This window comes from Ureibacillus chungkukjangi (genome assembly GCF_003217295.1).
Classification (GTDB): domain Bacteria; phylum Bacillota; class Bacilli; order Bacillales_A; family Planococcaceae; genus Ureibacillus; species Ureibacillus chungkukjangi.
Window position 1 is genome coordinate 47,547 of sequence record NZ_QJTJ01000004.1, and the last position, 24,629, is coordinate 72,175.

The window sequence follows — 24,629 nt, forward strand, 5'->3', positions numbered from 1 at the left end:
GCTCGTGAATATTTATTTCATTTGTACGGGAAATACATGTAGAAGTCCTATGGCAGAAGCTATATTGCGAAGTAAAAACCTTGAGGAAGTACAGGTTAAATCAGCTGGTATATATGCAATGGAAGGAGGAGAAATTTCAGAGAATGCAAAAGCTGTACTCGAACAAGAACAAATATCCTTTAGTCATATTACATCACAAGTAAAGCAGGAGGATATTGAGTGGGCAGATTTAATTTTAACAATGACTTTAGCTCACAAAAATATGATTTTGCTTTCTTTCCCAAATGCTCAGGGGAAAACCTTTACATTAAAAGAATATGTAGTTCCTTTTAGCTCAAAGGATGTATCTGACCCATTTGGTGGAGATATTGCAACGTATAAACAGACTTATCTAGAACTAAATCGACTAATAGACGAATTACTTATGAAATTTTCTGGAGGTAGCACTAAATAATGAAAAATAAAACATTCAGCTTACGCAAAAAATTAGTTTTATTTGTAGGTATTTTAGCGTTCGTTACGTATTCAACAAGTTTTGTATTTATACATTATCTTCACCCAATGTTCTTCTCACAGTTTATCGAAAATCAAAGAGTCTTTGAGCTTCTTACATATGTATTAGGGATCACTTGGTCATGTATATTAGCTGGCATTTTCAGTGTCATTTTAGTGAAGCCATTACAGCAGCTTGAAAAATCTGCAACATTAGTAGCAGAAGGGAAAATTGGACAGGACGTAAATGTACCAAAATCCCGTGACGAAATTGCTTCTGTTGCTGAAGCATTCCAGCTAATGGTAACAAACCTTCGCCAAATGGTAGAAAGTATTGAAGGAAATTTCAATAAAACGAACGAGGTCATTATTGAATTATCGGAGCAAACTTCAGCTGCTTCACTTAAAGCGGAGGGAATTGCACAAACGGTTAGCCAGATTTCTCAAGGTGCAGAAGGTTCTGCTGTTGCTGTACAGGAGACGGCTGAAGCAATTGAGGATGTACGCCAATTGGCATCAGAGGTAAATACGCGTGCCCTTAATTCAGCAAATCAATCTAAGGAAATCATTCATAGTCTAGAAACAACAACAGATTCGATCCAAGGATTAGTGACAAGTATTCAACAAATTGCACAGGGGAATGAAAAAGCCCTTGGAAACATACATCAGCTTGAGAAAAATGCCGAACAAATTGAACGAATCATCAGCTTAGTAGGGGATATTGCAGCACAAACCAACCTATTAGCATTGAATGCTTCTATTGAAGCGGCACGAGCTGGGGAGCATGGTAAAGGCTTTGCTGTAGTTGCAGAAGAGGTTCGTAGCTTAGCAGACGAAAGTGCAAAAGCAGTTCAGGGAATCACAAGCCTGATTCAAACAATGCAAGAGAATGTATCAGTGGTCGTAAAACAAATGAACGAACAAGTAACCTTTGCTGTGAAGGAGTCCTCGAAGGTTTCTGAAACAACCGAAACAGTTGAAGGAATGGCTTCAAGTGTGCGTGAAATGGCAGATGCAGTTGTAAAGATTTCAGAGTTAGTCGAAAAACAAATGGTCAATATCGAAACAACAGCACGTCAATCTCAAGAAGTAGCGGCCATCGCTCAGCAAACCTCTGCAGGAGCCCAAGAAGTACGTGGCTCAACAGAAGAACAAGCCTACGCTATCGAACAAGTCGAAAACCTATCAAAGGATTTAAAACGCCAATCCGAACAGCTATACAAAATGATCCAACAATTCGATCGAAACAACTAACAGAAAAGCCTCATGCCCACCTAACGCATGAGGCTTTTCTCTGTCTAGAATTGAATTGTGTGAGAATTGTTTGTGTGCCTGGTACATGGAGAATTCTGAATTGTATGGGAGTTGTTTGTGTACCTGGCACCGAAAAGATTCTGAATTGTACAGAAATTGTGTGTGTACCTGGTACACACACAATTTCTGCCTATTCACGAATTATATTTGGAGTTTCGAACCGGAAAGTAGTTTAAATCTGAACGAAATTGAGTACATGCACGCTATTATTCGTATTTAAGTTAAAAGATTATGTGAATGTTTATAAAATACATGTAATTATTTCTCAATTAGTGGTAAACTGTACATGACAATATACGCTAGGAGGTAACGTAGTGAAAATTGCAATTTCTTCAGACCACGGTGGGAATAACTTACGAAAAGAAATTATGTCACTATTAGATGAACTTAACATTAGCTATCAGGATTTTGGTCCGCAATCTAGTGATTCGGTTGATTATCCAGATTATGCGAAACCAGTAGCTGATGGTGTAGCTAGTGGTGAATTCGAACGTGGAATTTTAGTTTGTGGAACTGGCATCGGTATGTCAATTGCTGCAAATAAGGTAAAAGGTATTCGTTGTGCACTTGTTCATGATGTGTTCAGTGCAAAAGCAACTCGTTGCCACAACGATTCTAATATTCTAGCTATGGGGGAACGTGTTATCGGACCTGGTTTAGCGCTTGAAATCGTAAAAGCTTGGTTAGGTACCGAGTTTGAAGGCGGTCGTCATTCTCGCCGAATCGAAAAAATTACTGAGCTTGAAGGGTAAGTGACGAATCTTGACTTCATTACAGCAGATTCAATCACAATTGTCGCAGTTGCTAAGTGAGTTAGAACAACAAGTAAAGTTTCAGCCAAAGCAGCTTTATGTTATCGGCTGCTCGACATCTGAAATTGCAGGCTCTCGAATTGGAACTTCTGGTGCCATTGAGATAGCTGAAGTACTGTTTGATGAATTTTCGAAATTTGCCCAAAAACACAGTCTATATTTAGTTTTCCAAGGCTGTGAGCACATAAACCGCGCTCTAACAATGGAGGCTGAGGCTGCTCAAATGTATTCATTGGAGCCTGTCACAGTAGTTCCTGTTAAACATGCAGGTGGTTCCATGTCTGCCTATGCGTATTCAAAATTTGAAAATCCGGTTGTTGTGGAGCATGTTCGTGCCCATGGTGGGATTGATATCGGACAAACGATTATTGGAATGCATTTAAAAGAAGTTGCGATTCCGTTGCGAACGTCGGTACGGCAAATTGGGGAAGCAATTGTTACAATAGCAACAACTCGTCCAAAATTAATCGGTGGCGAAAGAGCAGTCTATATTAGATAAAAGCATCAGAGAAGTTTATAAAGGTTAAATGAATTTGGGATAAAAATCCGATAATAGGATTTTTCATTAATAAAAAAATGAAAGAATTTTAGGGGGATTTAGACAATGGCTTATGAAAAATTAGCAGCACAAGATAAAGCGGTATTAGATGGTATTTTAGCAGAGAAAAAACGTCAACAAGCGAACATCGAGTTAATCGCATCAGAAAATATTGTCTCTGAGGCAGTTATGGAAGCACAAGGTTCAGTATTAACTAACAAATATGCTGAAGGTTACCCAGGTAAACGCTACTATGGTGGCTGTGAGCATGTAGACGTTGTGGAAGATATCGCACGTGATCGAGTGAAACAAATCTTCGGTGCTGAATATGCAAACGTTCAACCGCACTCTGGTGCACAAGCTAATATGGCTGTATACTTCACAGTTCTTGAACCAGGCGATACTGTGCTTGGTATGAACCTTTCACATGGTGGGCATTTAACACATGGTTCTCCTGTAAACTTCTCTGGTATTCAATATAAATTTGTAGAATACGGTGTATCAAAAGAAACGCATGTTATTGACTATGAGGATGTACGTGCAAAAGCTTTAGAACATAAGCCAAAGTTAATCGTTGCTGGTGCTTCTGCATATCCACGTGAAATCGACTTCAAAAAATTCCGTGAGATTGCTGATGAAGTAGGCGCTTATTTCATGGTAGATATGGCGCATATCGCTGGTCTAGTAGCTACTGGTGAACACCAATCTCCAGTACCTTATGCAGATTTCGTTACTTCTACAACACATAAAACATTACGAGGCCCACGTGGCGGCTTAATCTTAACTTCTGAAGAATGGGGCAAAAAGATTGATAAGTCTGTGTTCCCAGGAATACAAGGTGGTCCATTAATGCACGTTATCGCTGCAAAAGCTGTAGCATTCGGTGAAGCATTACAGCCAGAATTCAAAGAATACGCTAAGCAAATTAAAGCAAACGCGAAAGCACTTGCTGAAACTTTAGTTGCTGAAGGCTTAGAATTAGTTTCTGGTGGAACTGATAACCACTTACTTTTAGTAAACGTAAAATCAGTTGGTCTAACTGGTAAAGTTGCAGAAAAAGTACTTGATGAAGTAGGACTTACAACTAACAAAAACACAATCCCGTACGATGAAGAAAAACCATTCGTAACTTCTGGTATCCGTCTTGGTACAGCGGCAGTAACAAGCCGTGGCTTCAAGGAAGAGGATTTAAAAGAGGTAGGCTTAATCATCGCCAAACTTCTTAAAAATCCAGAAGACGAAGCAGTTCAAAAAGAAGCAACAAATCGCGTAAAAGTCTTAACTGACAAATATCCAATCTACGAAGAATTAGTTACAAATATGTAATTTTAAAAGGCTAGCGAGAAGGATTTCCTCGCTAGCCTTTTCAATTGTGATTATATAGCCCGTATTATGAGCACAAAGCAGATTTTATGAGCGGAAAACGCCGCTTGTGTTCACATGGCAAAGTTTATGAGCGGACAACACATCTTAAAATCACATAACTCCTTTTAAGTAACCAGAAAACTCCCTTTTAGACCCCATCACTCAATTGACATGCATCATATTTGCAAATGACATAGAATTTTCCATAAACCCATTCGACATATTGTTTTATGTTATGACTTTTTTTGATATACTAGCCTAGATAAAGGGAAACTACATTTAGTTGGGGGAAATCTCACTAAATGCCAGGTTACAAAAAGGAGCGAAATCAATTGAGCAAAGTATATGTATTTGATCACCCATTAATCCAACATAAGTTAACTTATATTCGTGATAAAAACACGGGAACAAAGGAATTTCGTGAGCTTGTTGACGAGGTAGCGACATTAATGGCATTTGAAATTACGCGTGATATGCCATTAGAGGAAATTGATGTTGAAACACCAGTAACAACGGCAAAAACAAAGGTTCTTTCTGGTAAAAAAATCGCGATCGTTCCAATCTTACGTGCGGGAATTGGTATGGTTGACGGAGTTTTAAAGCTAATCCCAGCTGCAAAAGTGGGGCATATCGGGTTATACCGCGATCCAGAAACTTTAAAGCCAGTTGAATATTACGCAAAGCTTCCAGCTGATGTGGAGGAACGTGATTTCATCATCGTGGATCCAATGCTTGCTACAGGCGGTTCGGCAGTAGAAGCGATTAATTCTTTAAAAACACGTGGTGCTAAAAACATTAAATTCATGTGCTTAATTGCAGCTCCAGAAGGTGTACAAGCTATCCAGGAGACACATCCAGATGTGGATATCTATATCGCAGCGCTAGATGAAAAATTAAATGACCACGGCTATATCGTTCCAGGTCTTGGAGATGCGGGAGACCGTCTATTCGGAACTAAATAATTTTTTGGCGGATAAAGGGTACTCGCTGGCGGATATCATATTAGATTTGGCGGATAAATCGCTAAACTTGGCGGATAAACCGTTGCGGCCTCTTCAAACAAATTATTCTTTTAGCAAATCCTAAATACAATACAATTATTACATTAATATACGACCTCCTTCTCGATAGGGAGGTCGTTTAAAAAATTTAAGGACGGTGCAAGTCAATTGAGTAAAAAATGGAAGGTAATGACGATTTTTGGAACGAGACCTGAGGCCATTAAGATGGCGCCGCTTGTTTTGGAATTACAAAAGTATCCTGAACAGATTGAGTCGATTGTGACAGTAACTGCTCAACATCGTCAAATGCTGGACCAGGTACTAGAAACATTCGATATTACGCCTAATTATGATTTGAATATTATGAAGGATCGCCAAACGTTGATTGATGTGACAACGAATGCGCTTCATGGATTAGATCGTGTTATGAAGGAAGCTAAGCCGGATATTGTGTTAGTGCATGGAGATACAACGACTACTTTCGTTGGAAGCTTGGCTGCGTTTTATAACCAAATTGCAATTGGTCATGTGGAGGCTGGGTTACGTACGGGGAACAAATATTCACCATACCCAGAGGAAATGAATCGCCAGCTTACTGGTGTAATGGCAGATTTGCATTTTGCTCCTACTGAGGTGTCTAAAGAAAATCTATTAAAAGAAAATAAGCAAGAGCAGGATATCTTTGTGACAGGAAATACAGCAATTGATGCATTAAAAACAACTGTTGGTGAAAACTATAGCCATCCGGTTTTAGAAAAAATAGGAGATGACCGCATGATTCTTCTAACAGCACACCGCAGAGAGAATCTTGGCCAACCAATGCGCAACATGTTCAAGGCTATTAAAAGGCTATTATCTGAGCATGATGATGTGCAGGTTGTGTATCCTGTTCATTTAAATCCGGCTGTTCGAGAAGTAGCTGATGAGATTCTAGGAAATGATTCTCGTATTCATTTAATTGAACCTTTAGAGGTTTTTGACTTCCATAATTTTGCGGCTCGTTCCTTTATGATTTTAACGGATTCTGGTGGTGTACAAGAAGAAGCGCCTTCACTTGGAAAGCCTGTATTGGTTTTACGTGATACAACAGAGCGCCCAGAGGGTATTGCTGCTGGTACTTTAAAGCTAGCAGGTACTGAAGAAGAAACAATCTATAAGCTTGCAAAAGAGTTATTAGAGGATCGTGCGGCTTATGAGAAAATGGCACAGGCTTCAAATCCTTATGGTGATGGTCATGCTTCTAAACGGATTGTTGAAGCATTGATTAGTTTCTTTGAAAAAAGTAAATAATAAGGTCCATTAATGAATTCTTGTTAAAAAATCAATATTTCTGGTAAAAACTTGATAAATAGTCTATTTCTATTTAGTGAAAGGTGAGATTATTATCTTTTTATTTCTACTTCTAACACAAATTTGTCAAGAATTTGACAATATTTCAGTTGTTGTGAAGTTTTTCACCTGAACTAATTGACATCATTTTACCCCTATTGTATGCTTACAAAGGGTAAGAATGATAAGGGTTTCAAGTCAACATTTGACCCCGAAACGCTTGTTATATCAAGTTTCTACTAGATTGACAGTTGAAACTTATCAATGTCAATTTGCAACGTTTTCAAAGCGCTGGAATTTATGTGTTTACAGCAAAGAAATCTAAGTATGATAGAAAATTCTTATTCAAACGAGAATTTTTTACTATTTTCTTTTCTTTTTTCGACATTTGTTGGATACGCTTGTAAAGCAAATGCACGCTGGATTCCTTAAGTAGAGAACGATTTGAACTTTTACTCGAAAAAGATTTGGGAGATAAATTGCCAATGCTAGATTTGCATCACATTTTCGCTATGCAGAAGAAAGCGTTATTTTTTTTGCTCGCTCTTTGTGCATTAGGATGGGGATTTACCTCGTACCCTACAGTTTTTGCTGGTATTGCCGTCGGTGCTTGCTTTGGTACATATAACTTTTGGATTCTTGGTCGACGAATGGACAAGTTTGATCGTTCCATAAGTGAAGGGAAGAAAACAGTATCACTCGGTTCAGCTTTACGCTTTGGATCAGGTATTGCAGCAGTCGCTATCGCAATTACGTTGCCACAATATTTTCATCTAATTAGCACAGTGATAGGGCTAATGATGCCATACGTTTTCCTATTTATAGGAGTAATCGTATCGTCGGTAAGAAACAAATAACGTAACAAAGAAAGTGAGGTGAATGCAAGAATGGATCATGGAGCTCCAGAACTAACGATAGGCTTTTTAACTTTCAACTTAGCCACAGTCTTAACACTTTTAGTTACAGCAATTATCGTATTTTTAATCGCGTTTGTTGCTACACGCAATTTAAAACTTAAACCAACTGGTATGCAAAACTTCATGGAGTGGGTGATGGATTTCGTTAAAGGAATCATCAAAAACAACATGGATTGGAAAACAGGTGGTCGATTCCACATTTTAGGTATCACACTTATTATGTTTATCGCCGTAGCAAACTTGCTTGGTCTACCACTTGGCGGTATTGTAATTCATGGAGACCTGTGGTGGAAGTCGCCAACAGCTGACCCAACAGTTACACTAACGCTAGCATCAATGGTTACGGTATTAGCTACTTACTATGGTATTAAAATGCGTGGTACAAAGCATTACTTCGGGACATTCGTCCAACCAATGTCATTTTTACTGCCGCTAAAGATTATCGAGGAGTTTGCTAACACATTAACGTTAGGTCTTCGTCTTTACGGTAACATCTACGCCGGTGAGATTTTACTTACTTTAATAGCAGGTATTGCCGGAACAAGTATTTTAGGATTCTTCGGTGGTTTAATCCCAGGATTAGCATGGATAGGATTCTCTATCTTCATTGGCTTTATCCAAGCCTTCATCTTCACAATGTTAACAATGGTTTACTTATCTCACAAAGTGAGTGCAGACCATTAATATAAAGCTTTTAGTGTAAAACATTAGACGCTTAAAACAAAAAATAATATACAATTCCAAGGAGGAAATATTCAATGGGTTTATTAGCAGCAGCAATCGCAATCGGTTTAGGTGCACTTGGTGCAGGTATTGGTAACGGTCTTATCGTTTCACGTACAGTAGAAGGTATCGCTCGCCAACCAGAGGCACGTGGCGTTCTTCAAACTACAATGTTCATCGGGGTAGCATTAGTTGAGGCCCTACCGATCATCGCAGTAGTAGTAGCATTCATCGTAATGAACCGATAATCATTGGTTCAAAACACATGTGGCGAAGATGATTCCACAAGAAGAAACTTCGCCATTCCTTTTGTTTAAAATGTAAGTCTTTTTTAAATTGAATGTAAAGAAGTACAAAACATAGATTTTATGAAATGTTTCGAACGGTCTAGATAGACGAACTTATACGGAACTATATAATTTTTGATAGCTCTTGAAGGGAGTGAAACAATCGTGAATTTGGATTACCTAGTACTAGGTGCTGGCGGTCATGCCTTTAATGGTGGTGACGTTTTAGCTACACTTATTATCTTCCTAGTTTTAATGTTACTTCTAAAAAAATTCGCTTGGGGTCCATTAATGGGCATTATGCAACAACGTGAAGAGTTAGTAGCAGGAGAAATCGAAGCAGCTGAAAACGCTCGCATCGAATCTGCTAAATCTTTAGAAGAGCAAAAAGCTCTTTTAAAAGAAGCTCGCACGGAAGCACAAGCAATTATTGAAAGTGCTAAAAAACAAGGCGAAGTTCAACGTGATGAAATCATCACTGCGGCTCGTACTGAAGCTAATCGCTTAAAAGACTCAGCTGTTCGTGAAATCGAAACTGAGAAAGAAAAAGCAATCGCTGCGGTTCGTGATGAAGTCGTTTCATTATCAGTTCTTGCTGCATCTAAAGTTCTTGGGAAAGAAATTTCTGAAGAGGACAATAGCGCATTAATTAAAGAAACGATTGCGAAGGCAGGCGAGGCGAAATGAGTTCGACAATAGCTAATCGTTATGCACAAGCTTTGTTTCAGCTTGCTTTAGAAAAACAAGCTGTTGCAGAAGTAAATGTAGATTTAGAAGAATTAGTGAAAGTAATTGAAACAACTCCTGAGTTAGTTTCACTACTTGCTACACCAAAATTCTCAATCGAACGTAAAAAACAAATTGTATCTGAAGTTTTTGCTACAGCAAATCCAATGGTAGTAAATACGCTTGAGCTTCTTATTGATAAAAAGCGTGTTAACGAAATCGGAAACTTAGCAAAAAGCTTTAAAACGCTTGCAGCAGAAGCACAAGGTTCTGCTGAAGCAACAGTTTACTCTACTCGCGCACTTACTGATTCAGAAAAAGATGAGATTTCTTCTTCTTTCGGTAAATTAGTTGGTAAAGAAAAACTTACTATTACAAACATAATCGAACCATCAATTCTTGGTGGCGTTCGTGTTCAAATCGGTAACTACATTTTTGATAACACAGTAGCTAGTAAGCTAGATAATCTTAAACGTACGTTAGTTGGTTAATTATAAAGAAATGTGAGAGGTGACATTCATGGGCATCAAGGCTGAAGAAATCAGCGTGCTGATAAAAAAGCAGATTGAAAATTATCAATCTGATCTAGAAGTAAGCGAAGTTGGTACTGTAATCACAGTTGGTGACGGTATTGCTCGTGCTCATGGCCTCGACAACTGCATGGCCGGAGAATTATTAGAGTTCTCTAACGGTGTTATGGGTATGGCTCAAAACCTTGAAGAAGGTAACGTTGGTATCGTTATCTTAGGTAACTACCTAGGCATTAAAGAAGGCGATGAAGTACGTCGAACTGGCCGTATTATGGAAGTACCAGTTGGTGAAGAACTAATTGGTCGCGTTGTAAACCCACTTGGTCAACCAGTGGATGGACAAGGCCCAATCAATACAACTAAAACTCGTCCAATCGAAAGCCCAGCTTTCGGTGTAATGGCTCGTAAATCTGTACACGAACCATTACAAACAGGTATCAAAGCGATTGACGCTCTTGTACCAATCGGTCGTGGTCAACGTGAGTTAATCATCGGTGACCGTCAAATTGGTAAAACTTCAATTGCAATTGACACAATTCTTAACCAAGCAGACCAAGATATGATCTGTATCTATGTTGCGATTGGTCAAAAAGAATCTACAGTACGTGGTGTTGTTGAAACACTTCGTAAAAACGGTGCTTTAGACTACACAATCGTTGTAACTGCATCTGCTTCTCAACCAGCTCCATTATTATACTTAGCACCTTATGCTGGTGTATCTATGGCTGAAGAGTTCATGTTACAAGGTAAACACGTATTAATCGTATATGATGATTTATCTAAACAAGCTGCAGCTTACCGTGAGCTTTCATTATTATTACGTCGTCCTCCAGGTCGCGAAGCTTACCCAGGTGACGTATTCTACTTACACAGTCGTTTATTAGAGCGTGCTGCTAAGTTAAACGAAACATATCAAAATGGTTCGATTACAGCACTTCCATTCGTTGAGACTCAAGCTGGGGATATCTCTGCATACATCCCAACTAACGTTATCTCAATCACTGATGGACAAATTTTCTTACAAGCTGATCTTTTCCACTCAGGTGTACGTCCAGCGATCAACGCCGGTCTTTCTGTATCACGTGTAGGTGGATCTGCTCAAATTAAAGCGATGAAAAAAGTTGCTGGTACGCTACGTCTTGACTTAGCTGCATTCCGTGAGCTTGAATCATTCGCACAATTTGGTTCTGATTTAGATAAAGCAACACTTGCTAAACTTGAGCGTGGTAAACGTACGGTTGAAGTTCTTAAACAAGACCTTAACAAACCAATCAAAGTTGAAAAGCAAGTAACAATTCTTTATGCATTAACTCGTGGTTTCTTAGATGATATTCCTGTACAAGATATCGTACGTTTCGAAGCTGAATTATACAGCTGGTTAGATGTAAACCACACAAACGTTTTAGATCATATTCGCACTACAAAAGAACTTGCATCTGATGCTGAAATGGCAGCTGCTCTTAACGAATTCAAAAAGACTTTTGCTAAATCAGAATAAGTTTAAACAAGTTCAATGTGTTTTGTGATTAAAAACTAAAAGGTGGTGAAATACCAGTGGCAAATTTACGTGAAATAAAAACTCGTATTACTTCAACAAAGAAAACGAGTCAAATGACGAAAGCCATGCAAATGGTTTCGGCTTCTAAGAGTAAACGTGCAGAGTCAAATGCAAAGAAATATGTTCCTTATATGGAAAAAGTACAAGACGTGGTTGCTGCAATCGCTTCAGGTGCAACTGATGCATCGCATCCAATGCTAGTGTCTCGTCCAGTTAAGAAAACAGCTTATCTTGTAATTGGTTCTGACCGTGGTCTTGCAGGGGCTTATAACTCAAGTATCTTACGTCAACTAGAACGCACGTTAAAAGAACGTCATAAATCACAAGATGAATACGTGATTTTTGCAGTCGGACGTGTTGCTCGTGACTATTTTGTAAAACGTGAATTCAACGTATTAGATAGTGTTGTTGGTTTACCAGACCAACCTACATTCTCAGACGTGAAACAAATCGCTCGTAAAGCTGTTGGTATGTTCGCTGATGGTACATATGATGAACTTTATATGTACTATAACCACTTTGTCAGTGTTATTTCACAAGAAGTTACTGAGAAAAAGGTATTACCTATCACTGATTTAGCTCCAGCAAGCGAAGGCGTATCGGCTTCATATGAATTCGAACCATCAGGAGATGCAATTCTAGAAGTATTACTTCCACAATACGCTGAAAGCTTAATTTATGGTGCTTTATTAGATGGTAAAGCTAGTGAACATGCTGCTCGTATGACAGCGATGAAAACAGCAACTGATAATGCTAACGACATTGTTAGAGATTTATCACTTGTATATAACCGTGCGCGTCAAGCGGCGATTACACAAGAAATTACAGAAATCGTTGGTGGAGCTGCAGCCTTAGAATAGGCTGCACTTTCCAGCGTGCGTTTATAAAAGGAAGAAAAGCGGGAAATTCAATTGCCCTACATAGTTAGTCAATTCGGACCGCTCGGACACCCAACTCGATAGGAGGTACACAAGAATGAACTTAGGACACGTTATTCAAGTAATGGGTCCGGTTGTTGACGTAAAATTCAGCAACGGTCAATTACCAGCAATCTATAACGCCTTAACTGTTAAGATTGATCGTCGAAACGGCGAAAGTGAAACTTTAACTCTTGAAGTTGCTCTTCACCTAGGTGACGATTCTGTTCGTACTATTGCCATGTCATCTACTGACGGGTTACAACGTGGAGCAGAAGTAACAGATTTAGGAAAAGCAATCTCTGTACCAGTTGGTGATGTAACTTTAGGACGTGTATTCAACGTACTAGGTGAAGTTATCGACTTAGGAGAAGAAATCGGAGCAGAAGCTCGTCGTGATTCAATTCACCGCGAAGCTCCAAAATTTGATGAATTATCTACAGAAGTACAAATCCTTGAAACAGGTATCAAAGTAGTAGACTTATTAGCACCTTACATCAAAGGTGGTAAAATCGGTTTATTCGGTGGTGCCGGTGTAGGTAAAACTGTATTAATTCAAGAACTTATCAACAACATCGCACAAGGTCACGGTGGTATCTCTGTATTCGCTGGTGTAGGTGAGCGTACTCGTGAAGGGAACGACTTATTCCACGAGATGAGTGACTCTGGCGTTATTAGCAAAACATCAATGGTATTTGGTCAAATGAATGAGCCACCTGGTGCACGTATGCGTGTAGCATTAACTGGTCTTACAATGGCTGAATTCTTCCGTGATGAGCAAGGACAAGACGTTCTTTTATTCATCGACAACATCTTCCGTTTCACTCAAGCAGGTTCTGAAGTTTCTGCCCTATTAGGTCGTATGCCTTCTGCGGTAGGTTACCAACCAACACTTGCTACTGAAATGGGTAACTTACAAGAACGTATTACTTCAACTAACAAAGGTTCTGTTACATCGATCCAAGCGATCTATGTACCTGCCGATGACTATACTGACCCAGCCCCAGCTACAACTTTCGCTCACTTAGATGCAACAACTAACTTAGAGCGTAAATTATCTGAGATGGGTATCTACCCTGCGGTGGATCCATTAGCTTCAACATCTCGTGCTTTATCACCTGAAGTAGTAGGTGAAGAACACTATGCTGTTGCTCGTGGCGTTCAAATGACGTTACAACGTTATAACGAATTACAAGATATCATCGCCATCTTAGGTATGGATGAGTTATCTGACGAAGATAAGCAAACAGTTGAACGTGCTCGCCGTATTCAATTCTTCTTATCTCAAAACTTCCACGTTGCGGAGCAATTTACTGGTCAAAAAGGTTCTTTTGTACACGTAAAAGATACTGTTCGTTCATTCAAGGAAATCCTTGAAGGTAAATACGATCACTTACCAGAAGATGCTTTCCGTTTAGTTGGTAGCATTGAAGAGGTAGTAGAAAAAGCGAAAAGCATGGGCGTAGAGGTATAATCTGCGGACGAAAGGAGCAAAAATATGAAGACAGTTAAAGTCAATATTGTCACTCCCGACGGCCCAGTATACGATTCAGAAGTCGCAATGGTTATCGCTAAAACAGTTTCAGGTGAAATTGGGGTTCTTCCAGGTCATATTCCTACAGTAGCTCCACTTGCTATCGGTACTGTAACACTTAAAAAAGAAGACGGTTCACAAGAACTTGTAGCCGTTAGTGGTGGTTTCATAGAAGTGCGTCCTGACCAAATTTCAATATTAGCTCCTTCTGCAGAGCTAGCAGCTAATATTGATGTTAACCGTGCTAAAGAATCACTTGCACGTGCAGAACAACGTCTTCAAAAGAAACAGGATGACATCGATTTCAAACGCGCTGAGCTAGCTTTACAACGTGCGATTAATCGTATCAGCGTTCATGAGGGTAATAACTAATTCAACTAATAAAAGCGGACGGGCAACTGTCCGCTTTTTTACTGAATAAGAATATAAACATCAACTCAGCCTTTTTTGGTGAGTTGTGTTTTTTAATTATGTTTAAAGGAGGATATTAAATGGAGGTTTATCAAACTTTAGGTTTCCAAGCCATCATAGGATTAGTTTCCCATATCTTTTTTATTGCCATCACTTTCTATGCGCTTCAAGCATTCAGAGCGGAGCAGTTGTTTAAGAAAGGAAAGGTTTTTCAAATTCAGTTAATTTACATATTATTAAGTATTGCTATTGGTTCTTCAGTATCCAATTTCCTAATTGATTTTTCGAATTGGTCCAGACAATTACCATATATTTTCTCTTAATACTAGTGAAATGGCAATATTACTAAAATGGGGCAATTTATATATCCTGTAAGGACAAATGACATTTCGTTTTTCGTTACATAATATATATAAGAGTTCTATTACCTGCTACATACTTAGTTTCAAGGGATTTTTAAACGGATACGAAAATTCGAGCGTTTTCTACCGGTAGCTTTGCAATTTTTTGTCTAATAATTCAAATCTTGGCGAAAAGCTAAGTATTATAATATTTCCTCGGCAATATTGTTGTAAATTGTTTTGTTACCTTCATTTTGGGTATATATCCAATAATTCACTGTTAATTTTTTACACAATAATTGGATGTATAAAATTCACAAATATGTTTAATCGAGCGTAATATAAACTGTAGAAAATTATTGATATTTCCTGTAAAATAGTGATTTGGATGCTTGTTATACTCTTTAATTAGCAGTACTATATTGATAGTTTTTGTGATTAATAACTTCATTCAGTATTACTCTAATGGCAAAATAAGTATTTCAAATAGTAAAGATTTAATTTAGAAAATTAAAATTAACTTGAATGAGGTTAAAGTCTGTGGCGGATCATGAAAATTTTTAGCGGAAATTATCGAGGGAACTAAGATAAATTCCGAATAAATTTACGCCAAGGCGATTTGATTTATAACCATTCATCAAGGTTCGACAGTTATGGACAATTGAATTCGGAGGGACGAATTGTGGAGAAAATTATTGTTACGGGAGGCCAAAAGTTACGAGGTATCGTAAAAGTTGAAGGAGCCAAAAACGCCGTATTACCTATCCTAGCAGCTTCATTATTAGCTTCTAAAAGAATGAATATCATTAAAGACGTTCCCGATTTAGCGGACGTTAATACAATAAATGAAGTTTTAAAAAGCCTTAATGCGGAAGTAGCATACAACGTAGAAAAAAACGAAATTCACATAAATGCTGAAAAACAATTATCGAGCGAAGCACAATTTGAATATGTAAGTAAAATGCGCGCTTCTATTCTAGTGATGGGATCTTTATTAGCGCGTAACGGCTATGCTCGTGTTGCGTTACCTGGTGGCTGTGCGATTGGATCACGTCCAATTGAATTGCATTTAAAAGGCTTTGAAGCAATGGGTGCCAAAATTTCTTTCGGTCATGGATATGTAGAAGCAAAAACTGTAGATGGTCTAAAGGGTGCTGAGATCTACTTAGACTTCCCAAGCGTAGGCGCTACAGAAAATATTATGACAGCAGCAGCGTTAGCAAAAGGAACTACAATTATCGAGAACGCTGCAAAAGAGCCTGAAATTGTTGACCTTGCTAACTTTATTAATGGAATGGGTGGCCGTGTAATCGGTGCAGGAACAGATACAATCCGTGTTGAAGGTGTAGCAGATTTACATGGTACAACTCATCACATTATTCCAGATCGCATTGAAGCAGGTACTTTCATGGTTGCAGCAGCTATCACTCGTGGTGATGTCTTCATTGAAAATGCAGTACCAGAGCATATGTCTGCTTTAATCGCCAAGCTACGTGAAATGGGTGTAGAAGTACTTGAAGAAGGCGAAGGGCTAAGAGTGCGCGCAAATCAACCATTAAAAGCGGTTGATTTAAAAACAATGCCTCATCCTGGATTCCCAACTGATATGCAAGCACAAATGATGGCGCTTCTTCTAACTGCTGAAGGAACAAGTATCATTACTGAAACAGTATTTGAAAATCGTTTCATGCATGTTGAAGAATTCCGCCGTATGAATGCCTTGGCTAAAATCGAAGGACGTACTGTATTTATCGAAGGACCTGTGAAATTACAAGGTGCTGAAGTTTCGGCAACAGACCTACGTGCAGCAGCAGCTTTAATCCTAGCTGGTCTAGTTTCTGAAGGGGTAACTCGTGTAACGAAGCTGACTCACTTAGATCGTGGATACGTTGATTTCCATAAAAAATTAGCCTCTCTAGGTGCAATCATCGAACGAGTAAATGATGAAGTATCAGAAGAAGAGCAAACTGTCCAATCAAAAGAACAGGCTGTAGAAATTTAACCAATCCTTAAAAACTAAAACACATTTTCATTTTAATCAAACATACGTGGATGAACTGAAAATTAGAACCAAATAAATTCAATTTTTAACGACAAAATTCTTTTAATAGGATTTTGTCGTTTTTTTGTGATGGGGAGGGGAAGAGCGAGCATTTAATAGCGTGAGGAAGGGTAAGGGTAAGAATAAGAGCAGGAGGGCAAGAGCAAGAACAAGAGCATGGATGGTAGGATAAAGCTGTTGATTGCGACGATAGAGAGCGAGCAAGAGCCAAAAAGGTAGAATAAAACTGTTGATTGCGACAATCGGGAGCAAGCAAGAGCCAGAAAGGTAGCATAAAACTGATGATTGCGACAATTGGGAGCGAGCACGAGCCAGAACGGTAGAATAAAGCAAGACATTGCGACAATCTGGAACGCTCATCAGCTTTCACGGTAGCATAAAGCCAATGTTTCCTACAATACCAAGTAGCTAATAGCTCAAACGGTAGCATCAAACCAAACTATCCTACAATTAAATACATTATTCACATGCCCGGCCGGTAACTATACCACACTCAAAATCACCAACTGCCCATCCTTTACCGCATTTACTGCATCTCAAACAAAACCTAACTCTCAACACGCTCCCATTCATTCAAAAAATAAAATTTTCCTCGCCAAACAGATATATTTTCTTCATTCCAATCATAAGTAATATGTATGAAAAAAATAAAAAATTATAGAAACCCAATAATGGTCGTATCAGTCATAGGCTTTGTGATTGCACTTTTTTTCTTTCCATTTCTTTTCTTAAAGTCTGACTCAAAATCGGAGGCGGCTCCACAAAGTACGGCTAAAACCGCTGAGAATGCCTGTGCGCTGACGATAACGGTAAGTGGCAGTGACATTCCTCTTGATTTAGAAGAGTATGTCATAGGGGTTGTGGCGGCTGAGATGCCTGCTGGTTTTAATTTGGAGGCGTTGAAGGCGCAAGCCATTGCGGCAAGGACCTATGTGTTGAAGTCAACAAACTATGGACAAACCCCGATTGAGCCAACAGTTGCTAAACAGGTTTTTTATGATGAAGATTCGAGGAAAGAGAATTGGAACGATTCATATGAAGATTATGAAGCGAAAGTGCGAGAAGCTGTTGAAAGTACACGTGGTGAGGTAATCGAGTACAATGGTGAATTGATTACGGCGATGTTCCACTCGATGAGTAATGGGATGACTGAGAGCTCTGCCAATTATAGCGGGACAGATCTTCCTTATTTACAGTCTGTAGCCAGCTCAGATTTTCAGTATGCCGATAATTATGAAACTACTACTTCACTTACAATTGAAGAATGGAACAGCAAATTAAATATTCAATCTACAATAGAAGATATCAGTCAAATTCGTTTGCAAAAAAATAATACTGGGAGGGTAGAAACCGTTACTATGAAGGATCACGAATGGACAGGCCGTGATTTTAGAACTCTTTTAGACTTACGTTCTACTGATTTCCAAATAAAAGCTCAGGATGGACAAGTAGTGATTACGACAGAAGGGTATGGACATGGAGTTGGGATGAGCCAATATGGAGCTGATGCATTGGCTGATAACGGCTTAACCGCACATAAAATTATTGAACATTACTATAAAAATACAAGTGTCGAAAAAATAAATTGTAAAAAATAAGGATTTTTTTCCAAAATGTGATTAGAAATGTAAAATTTTGTTCACACTTCCATTAGAGGTGATGAACATGAGAGAAGAAAAACAAATTAAGGTCTCTCCTAATAAAAACAGTTGGCAAAAAAAGCCATGGTTTTGGCCGTCAATTTATGCAGCAGTTGCTGTAGTTTTAATCGGTCTAATTTTTAGTTATAATGCGCTAATCGGTGATGAGAAAGAATCAGAAGTGGTACAAAATGACCCAGCTTCTGAAGATCCATCTGCAGTAATTAAGACAAATGCACGTACTGAAACATTGAAATATCCTTTCAATGAAGAAGCACTTGACAATGTAGAAGTTTTACAAGACTTTTACGATGTTACTGCTGATGCGGAGACTAGAGAAAAAGCACTTTTAGTGTTTAATCAAACTTTCTCTACTTCATCAGGTGTATCCTTGTCAGTAAACAACGAGCCATTTGAAGTACTAGCAGCAATGAGCGGTGAGGTTACTGAAGTGAAGCTTGACGAATTTACTGGAAATGAAATTGTAATCTCCCATCCAAACGGTATGGAAACTCGTTACAGCTCAGTAACAGACATTCTAGTAAAACAAGGTGACACAGTAAACCAAGGTCAACCTTTAGCAACTACAATCGAAAACGATTGGAATCCAACAGCTGGAATCCACCTACACTTTGAAGTATTGCAAGACGGAGAACACGTTAACCCAAGAGGTTTCCTAGCTTTCTAATGAAGACAGCCTAAAGCACTTTAAATAATGAAGAGTGCCATGGTCTAAAATTGTTTTGTTGCCATTTTCTCGTGACTTAGATAAGAAGTGAGTTAACACTCTTATTTTCCTAACTAAAAGCAAGACTTGTTGCTCAAAGGTTCAGGCAATAAGCTCTTGTATTGCAGTTAAAGATCAATAAATTGTACAAGCAATGATGAACGTCCAATAAACTCTCCAAGACGATTTTTCTCGTCTGAATGAGATTATTGGGCGTTTTGTGTATTGAAAAACATTAGTACTAAATAGGAGAATGTTTCAGCTTGCACAATTTTTCAATTGAATTGTGTTTTTCTACGCCGATATTAAAGTATAAATTTTGAAGTAAACTAGCACAAGAAAAGACAACAATAAGCCCTTTTGTGAGTGTTATTGTGTTTTTCTATTAGTTTTATTGCGAAAATAGTTCTGAAATTTCAAAAAACCTCATATTGTGAATAAACGTTAAATCGCTAGTTGCAAACGTCAATGAAACACTCGCAATATAAACACGTCGAAAAAAACACCTCTCGTTAGCAAAACGGCACATTCTTATATCCGATAGAAAGGAAGAGAACGTGCACGAGCACATTAGGCATCGCTGCGTTCGGCTTGGAGAGCTGCTTATTGAAACAGGTGAAACGGTTCGTGTCCTCGCGAAAATGACGGGTTATTCGAAAAGTACTGTGCATAAAGACCTAACTGAACGATTATTCTTAGTCAATGAACAATTAGCAAACGAAGTGAAAGAAATCTTAGCCTATCACAAATCAATTCGTCATTTACGAGGAGGCGAAGCAACACGTAAGAAATGGCAGACTCGAAACGATTAAAAAAGCATTTAGTTTGGCTTTCATAAGTCAACTAAGTGCTTTTTTACTATGGTGTACCTGGTACACACACAATCGTGAATATTCAGAATTGAATATGTACCAGGTACATATAACCACATATAACCAAGATAAATAAAGATGTAATTGGAATGTGATTATGTTAAAATAATCTAGATAAAGTATAGGAATAAGCACGTGTTTTTTATGGTGGAATGGCAGGAAGGAGAAATTATTAAATGTTTTCTAAAGATATTGGGATTGATTTAGGAACGGCAAATGTACTCATCTATGTAAAAGGAAAAGGAATCGTCTTAAATGAGCCATCAGTTGTTGCAATCGATAAGAATACGAAAAAAGTATTAGCTGTTGGTGAAGAGGCTCGTCAAATGGTAGGACGTACGCCAGGGAATATTGTGGCAATTCGCCCATTAAAAGATGGTGTAATTGCGGATTTCGATGTGACCGAAGCTATGTTAAAATATTTTATAAATAAGTTAGACGTGAAAGGATTCTTCTCCAAGCCACGTATTCTTATTTGCTGTCCAACAAACATCACAAGTGTTGAACAAAAAGCAATTAGAGAAGCTGCCGAGAAATCTGGCGGCAAAAAAGTTTATTTAGAGGAAGAACCAAAAGTAGCAGCAATCGGAGCTGGTATGGATATCTTCCAGCCAAGCGGCAACATGGTCGTTGATATCGGTGGTGGTACTACTGATGTTGCAGTTCTTTCGATGGGCGATATCGTAACAAGTGAGTCAATCAAAGTAGCTGGGGATGTTTTTGACAACGATATTTTGCAATACATAAAAAGACAATACAAATTATTAATCGGTGAACGTACGGCTGAGTCCATTAAAATCACAATCGGTACAGTTTATCCAGGTAGCCGTGATGAAGCAATGGAAATTCGCGGTCGTGATATGGTAACTGGTTTACCAAGAACGATTGAGATTCATTCCTCTGAGATCGAAAAAGCCTTACATGAATCAGTTTCATTAATCGTGCAATCAGCGAAAAATGTTCTTGAAAAAACGCCGCCAGAGCTATCAGCGGACATTATTGACCGTGGCGTATGTATCACAGGTGGTGGTGCTTTATTACATGGGATGGACCAATTGCTAATCCAAGAGTTGAAGGTTCCTGTGTTTGTAGCCGAAAACCCAATGGATTGTGTAGCTGTTGGTACAGGCTTGATGTTAGATAACATCGACCGCTCTCCAGGTTCTCGTATTTAAGAACCATGACTGATCACAAGCTTTAGTGTGGAAAGAAAAATGGGGCAAGTTGATTTAGCATCTGACTTAATACAAAAATAAATTTAGAGGTGAATTACATTGTTTAAAGGATTTTATACTGTCGCAACTGGAATGGTGTCTCAACAAAGAAAAACAGAAATAATTACGAACAATATGGCTAATGCCAATACACCTGGTTTTAAGTCGGATCAATCAACAATTCGTTCGTTTCCAGATATGCTGTTATCAGCAGTAGGAAATACAAATCTTCCAACTGATAAACAATTAAGTATGGCTAATATTCAGCAAATCGGGTCTGTTAATACAGGTGTGTACTTACAAGAGACTCTAGCTAACTATACCCAAGGTTCAATATATGAAACTAGTCAAAAAACAGATGTTGCTTTAATCAACGGTACAATGCCGACTGATGCTGAATCAGGTCAAGCGGGCTCTATCTTTTTCCGTCTGGAGCATCCAGAGGGTGGAGAAGCATACACACGTAACGGGAACTTTACATTAGATGGTCAAGGCTACCTCGTTAATGCACAAGGACTATATGTACTTTCTGCAGAGGGTGAACGAATCCAGCTTCCAAATGATCAGTACAACCTTACAGAAGAAGGTAATATTTTTGTAGATGATCAGCTTGCTGCATCACTTGGCGTATCGTTTTCAGCAAATCCTAACACGTTAATGAAACAAGACAATGGTTTATATCGTACAGTCGATGGCGAAAATCTGCCTACTGCTTTTGCACAAGAGGGCGTAACGTTCTCCATGCAGCAGAGCTATCTTGAAGGCTCAAATGTCGATTCAGCTCAATCGATGACAGATCTATTAACTGCTTACCGTGCCTTTGAAGCAAACCAAAAAGTTTTACAGGCCTATGACAAGAGCATGGAAAAAGCAGTAAATGAAATTGGAAGAGTATAGAATAGGGAGGATAAATCATGCTTCGTACAATGATTACAGCAACAAACACTTTAGGACAGCTGCAAAGTCAAATTGATACAATCAGTAATAACATTGCAAACAGTAATACAGCCGGTTATAAAGCTAAAGAAGCCACTTTTTCTGAACTTCTATATCAACAATTCAATAATGACAAATTAGATCCAACTGTTCGTAATTCACCAGTCGGTATTCGCTATGGTGTTGGTGCGCATCTTGGACAAATTCAAACGAACTTTGGACAAGGTGGTCTACAAGCAACTGATCGAGATTTAGACTTAGCTTTCACGAAAGAAAAACAATATTTTAATATCCTAATGCCGGATGGCGAAAATGGGCAAAGAACAGTGTATTCCCGACAAGGTGATTTCTATGTAACGCCTGTTGATAATGGACAAGTTATGCTTGTTAATGGTGATGGTTACGCGGTAGCTGACTCCAATGGAGATGCGATTTACTTCCCTGATAATGTAAGTAATTTTAGCTTATCTAAGGATGGCACATTAGGTGTTAACTATCCAGATGGTGATTCATTAACTTTTGAATTAGGGATTACAGAAATCCAAACCTCTCAAGTAATGGAGCATATTTCGGATACTTACATCGGATTGCCAGCGAACCTGAACGAATTAGGCTATAATCAAGCAGATATTCATATAGATTTACAAGGTGCAGCTCGTACTGAAGTAGGGATAACAAGCGGCTCATTGGAGCTATCAAATGTAAATCTTTCGACTGAAATGACAAATTTGATTACTGCACAAAGAAACTATCAATTTAGTTCCCGTGCAATTTCCATCGCCGATCAGATGTTAGGTCTGATTAATGGAATTAGATAACATAGTGTGTAAATTTTTTAAGGGTAAGGGTGATCAAGCATGACAAACGAATTGAAGAGTGAATCTACCCAGCCGAAAGTTCCTAAAAAAGAAAAAAAGAAAAAAGAAGTGACAAACATATAGATAAGCCAATTCGTTGGTATAACTTCCGACTTTTTCCGATTTGGCTAAGAATCATTCTTGTCATCGCCCTACTAATTATTGCTGGAGCCGCAGGTTTAATGGTCGGCTTTGGCGTAATTGGTAGTGGTGAGCCACTGGATGTATTAAAACAGGAAACTTGGCAGCACATGTTAGATATTATAAATGGGCAAGAATAGAGAATAATAACTACAATACGAATTGCTCTTAGATTTGGCTTGTAGTATTTTTTCTATTCTCCTTTTTTGTGCTTATGCGTTATTCAAGCTATAATTTAATATACATAAGGGATTAAAGGGGGATTTTTAAATGTTAACAGCAGAACAAATTCAAGAAATTTTACCACATCGCTATCCGTTTTTATTAGTGGATCGAATCTTAGAAATCGAAGAGGGGAAGCGTGCAGTAGGTATTAAAAATGTATCCATCAATGAAGACTTTTTTAACGGGCATTTTCCAGGATATCCAGTTATGCCTGGTGTTTTGATTGTGGAAGCATTAGCACAAGTAGGTGGAGTTGCTCTGTTAAAATCAGAGGAATTCAAGGGGCGCCTAGCATTTTTAACTGGAATCGATAATTGCCGCTTTAAACGTCAAGTCGTTCCAGGAGACCAATTAAAATTAGAGGTTGAATTTGTAAAACTACGCGGAGCTATGGGAAAAGGTCATGCAGTAGCAACAGTTGATGGTGAACTTGTATGTGAAACAGACATCCTATTTGCAATCGGCCCAGTTCAACCTAAATAATCTTCTTCATTTTATGTGCATATTTTAATAGGAAATTGGGTAAAGAATACAAATAAGGTATTTTTGGACATTGTATTTTGCATTTCACTTTCTAAAGTATTAAAATTAAGTAGGTAGAATGGAACGGTGGTTAGAGCAACATCAAAGATTGTGCTTTTGAACTGTAGGAGGTTTTTAAATAAATGTATAAACAGTTGTCTTCAGGCGTAAAGATAAGCATTACTAGGTCTATCTCAACGTCATTTGAATCATATTTGGCAAGCATCGGCTGGGATGAGGACAAATTTTCGATGGACGAATTTGTAGCAAATTGGCAAAAGTATTTTACAGAAAATGCAGCTTGGTATGACAAGGTTCCTCAAGATGTATTACTTAGCCCAGAATTTCACGAAGAGCTGGCACAGCGAATTGACGAAGTGATTGCCAAAATTTTAAGTGAAAAACCAACGAAAAAGCAAATTGATTCAATTGAAAAAATGCAAAAAGCACTTGGGACAAACTTTACATACGAATGTAAAGCAGAGGCTGCATATGTAGAACAACAACTTAAAGAACAGCTTAAAAAAGAAGACTAAGTTTTCCACGTTGTGTAACGATTTAGAAATTGAGCTAAAATGCGTTACTTCTTTTTTAGGATAGTTCCTTCCTTCTCGGGTAATCTAAGATTAATCACATTC

At 38.4% G+C, this 24,629-nt stretch carries 27 protein-coding genes; all 27 read left to right on the top strand.

What is annotated here, in order from left to right:
• Positions 1-4: 4 nt before the first annotated feature.
• The 27 genes from BJ095_RS04770 (at position 5) to BJ095_RS04900 (ending at position 24,527) form a co-directional block, all read left to right on the top strand.
• A complete protein-coding gene (locus BJ095_RS04770) occupies positions 5-454 on the top strand; it encodes a low molecular weight protein arginine phosphatase (RefSeq protein WP_107932487.1) in 450 nt (149 codons plus the stop codon).
• Positions 454-1,746 (top strand): methyl-accepting chemotaxis protein, encoded by a 1,293-nt coding sequence (locus tag BJ095_RS04775; RefSeq protein WP_107932489.1) that lies wholly within the window; start codon positions 454-456, stop codon positions 1,744-1,746. The genes BJ095_RS04770 and BJ095_RS04775 overlap by 1 nt, the downstream gene beginning before the upstream one ends.
• 374 nt (positions 1,747-2,120) lie before the next feature.
• Entirely contained in the window at positions 2,121-2,558 is a 438-nt protein-coding gene (rpiB, locus tag BJ095_RS04780) for a ribose 5-phosphate isomerase B (protein ID WP_107932491.1), read from the top strand.
• Positions 2,559-2,568: 10 nt separating this feature from the next.
• Positions 2,569-3,117 carry a TIGR01440 family protein gene (locus BJ095_RS04785; protein ID WP_107932493.1) on the top strand — a complete coding sequence of 183 codons (549 nt, stop codon included), beginning with the start codon at positions 2,569-2,571 and terminating at the stop codon, positions 3,115-3,117.
• Positions 3,118-3,222: 105 nt separating this feature from the next.
• On the top strand, positions 3,223-4,482 hold the full coding sequence (gene glyA, locus BJ095_RS04790) for a serine hydroxymethyltransferase (protein ID WP_107932494.1): 1,260 nt from the start codon (positions 3,223-3,225) through the stop codon (positions 4,480-4,482).
• A 371-nt stretch (positions 4,483-4,853) separates the two neighbouring features.
• The gene (gene upp / locus BJ095_RS04795; protein WP_107932743.1) at positions 4,854-5,483 is read left to right on the top strand and encodes a uracil phosphoribosyltransferase; all 630 of its coding nucleotides are present in this window, start codon (positions 4,854-4,856) and stop codon (positions 5,481-5,483) included.
• Between the two features lie 207 nt (positions 5,484-5,690).
• On the top strand, positions 5,691-6,812 hold the full coding sequence (wecB, locus tag BJ095_RS04800) for a non-hydrolyzing UDP-N-acetylglucosamine 2-epimerase (RefSeq protein WP_107932496.1): 1,122 nt from the start codon (positions 5,691-5,693) through the stop codon (positions 6,810-6,812).
• Between the two features lie 524 nt (positions 6,813-7,336).
• Positions 7,337-7,708 carry an ATP synthase subunit I gene (locus tag BJ095_RS04805; protein ID WP_107932498.1) on the top strand — a complete coding sequence of 124 codons (372 nt, stop codon included), beginning with the start codon at positions 7,337-7,339 and terminating at the stop codon, positions 7,706-7,708.
• A 30-nt stretch (positions 7,709-7,738) separates the two neighbouring features.
• Positions 7,739-8,452 (top strand): F0F1 ATP synthase subunit A, encoded by a 714-nt coding sequence (gene atpB / locus BJ095_RS04810; protein WP_107932500.1) that lies wholly within the window; start codon positions 7,739-7,741, stop codon positions 8,450-8,452.
• 74 nt (positions 8,453-8,526) lie between these two features.
• Positions 8,527-8,739, top strand: coding sequence for a F0F1 ATP synthase subunit C (gene atpE / locus BJ095_RS04815; RefSeq protein ID WP_036200106.1), 213 nt, complete (start codon positions 8,527-8,529; stop codon positions 8,737-8,739).
• A gap of 204 nt (positions 8,740-8,943) precedes the next feature.
• Positions 8,944-9,465, top strand: coding sequence for a F0F1 ATP synthase subunit B (atpF, locus tag BJ095_RS04820; protein ID WP_107932502.1), 522 nt, complete (start codon positions 8,944-8,946; stop codon positions 9,463-9,465).
• Positions 9,462-9,995, top strand: coding sequence for a F0F1 ATP synthase subunit delta (locus tag BJ095_RS04825; protein ID WP_107932504.1), 534 nt, complete (start codon positions 9,462-9,464; stop codon positions 9,993-9,995). The genes atpF and BJ095_RS04825 overlap by 4 nt, the downstream gene beginning before the upstream one ends.
• Positions 9,996-10,023: 28 nt before the next feature.
• The gene (atpA, locus tag BJ095_RS04830; protein WP_107932506.1) at positions 10,024-11,532 is read left to right on the top strand and encodes a F0F1 ATP synthase subunit alpha; all 1,509 of its coding nucleotides are present in this window, start codon (positions 10,024-10,026) and stop codon (positions 11,530-11,532) included.
• A gap of 56 nt (positions 11,533-11,588) precedes the next feature.
• The gene (gene atpG / locus BJ095_RS04835; RefSeq protein WP_107932508.1) at positions 11,589-12,452 is read left to right on the top strand and encodes an ATP synthase F1 subunit gamma; all 864 of its coding nucleotides are present in this window, start codon (positions 11,589-11,591) and stop codon (positions 12,450-12,452) included.
• Positions 12,453-12,567: 115 nt separating this feature from the next.
• Positions 12,568-13,983 carry a F0F1 ATP synthase subunit beta gene (gene atpD, locus BJ095_RS04840; RefSeq protein ID WP_107932510.1) on the top strand — a complete coding sequence of 472 codons (1,416 nt, stop codon included), beginning with the start codon at positions 12,568-12,570 and terminating at the stop codon, positions 13,981-13,983.
• Positions 13,984-14,007: 24 nt separating this feature from the next.
• Positions 14,008-14,415, top strand: a complete 408-nt coding sequence (locus tag BJ095_RS04845) for a F0F1 ATP synthase subunit epsilon (RefSeq protein WP_107932512.1) — start codon at positions 14,008-14,010, stop codon at positions 14,413-14,415.
• A 119-nt stretch (positions 14,416-14,534) separates the two neighbouring features.
• Entirely contained in the window at positions 14,535-14,777 is a 243-nt protein-coding gene (locus tag BJ095_RS04850; RefSeq protein ID WP_107932514.1) for a DUF1146 family protein, read from the top strand.
• Positions 14,778-15,477: 700 nt separating this feature from the next.
• The gene (gene murA, locus BJ095_RS04855) at positions 15,478-16,797 is read left to right on the top strand and encodes a UDP-N-acetylglucosamine 1-carboxyvinyltransferase (RefSeq protein WP_107932516.1); all 1,320 of its coding nucleotides are present in this window, start codon (positions 15,478-15,480) and stop codon (positions 16,795-16,797) included.
• Positions 16,798-17,528: 731 nt separating this feature from the next.
• Positions 17,529-18,455, top strand: coding sequence for a stage II sporulation protein D (spoIID, locus tag BJ095_RS04860; RefSeq protein WP_235867573.1), 927 nt, complete (start codon positions 17,529-17,531; stop codon positions 18,453-18,455).
• A 67-nt stretch (positions 18,456-18,522) separates the two neighbouring features.
• On the top strand, positions 18,523-19,185 hold the full coding sequence (locus tag BJ095_RS04865; RefSeq protein WP_107932520.1) for a M23 family metallopeptidase: 663 nt from the start codon (positions 18,523-18,525) through the stop codon (positions 19,183-19,185).
• A gap of 596 nt (positions 19,186-19,781) precedes the next feature.
• On the top strand, positions 19,782-20,036 hold the full coding sequence (locus tag BJ095_RS04870) for a sporulation transcriptional regulator SpoIIID (RefSeq protein WP_107932522.1): 255 nt from the start codon (positions 19,782-19,784) through the stop codon (positions 20,034-20,036).
• A 236-nt stretch (positions 20,037-20,272) separates the two neighbouring features.
• Entirely contained in the window at positions 20,273-21,271 is a 999-nt protein-coding gene (gene mreB / locus BJ095_RS04875; RefSeq protein WP_107932524.1) for a rod shape-determining protein, read from the top strand.
• 99 nt (positions 21,272-21,370) lie between these two features.
• The gene (locus BJ095_RS04880; RefSeq protein ID WP_107932526.1) at positions 21,371-22,207 is read left to right on the top strand and encodes a flagellar hook-basal body protein; all 837 of its coding nucleotides are present in this window, start codon (positions 21,371-21,373) and stop codon (positions 22,205-22,207) included.
• A gap of 17 nt (positions 22,208-22,224) precedes the next feature.
• Positions 22,225-23,064 (top strand): flagellar hook-basal body protein, encoded by an 840-nt coding sequence (locus tag BJ095_RS04885; RefSeq protein ID WP_107932528.1) that lies wholly within the window; start codon positions 22,225-22,227, stop codon positions 23,062-23,064.
• Positions 23,065-23,285: 221 nt separating this feature from the next.
• Positions 23,286-23,384: a DNA-directed RNA polymerase subunit beta gene (locus BJ095_RS19215; protein ID WP_235867574.1), complete on the top strand. Its 99-nt coding sequence runs from the start codon at positions 23,286-23,288 to the stop codon at positions 23,382-23,384.
• A gap of 130 nt (positions 23,385-23,514) precedes the next feature.
• On the top strand, positions 23,515-23,952 hold the full coding sequence (gene fabZ, locus BJ095_RS04895) for a 3-hydroxyacyl-ACP dehydratase FabZ (RefSeq protein ID WP_107932531.1): 438 nt from the start codon (positions 23,515-23,517) through the stop codon (positions 23,950-23,952).
• Between the two features lie 182 nt (positions 23,953-24,134).
• Positions 24,135-24,527, top strand: a complete 393-nt coding sequence (locus tag BJ095_RS04900; protein ID WP_107932533.1) for a hypothetical protein — start codon at positions 24,135-24,137, stop codon at positions 24,525-24,527.
• Positions 24,528-24,629: the final 102 nt, after the last annotated feature.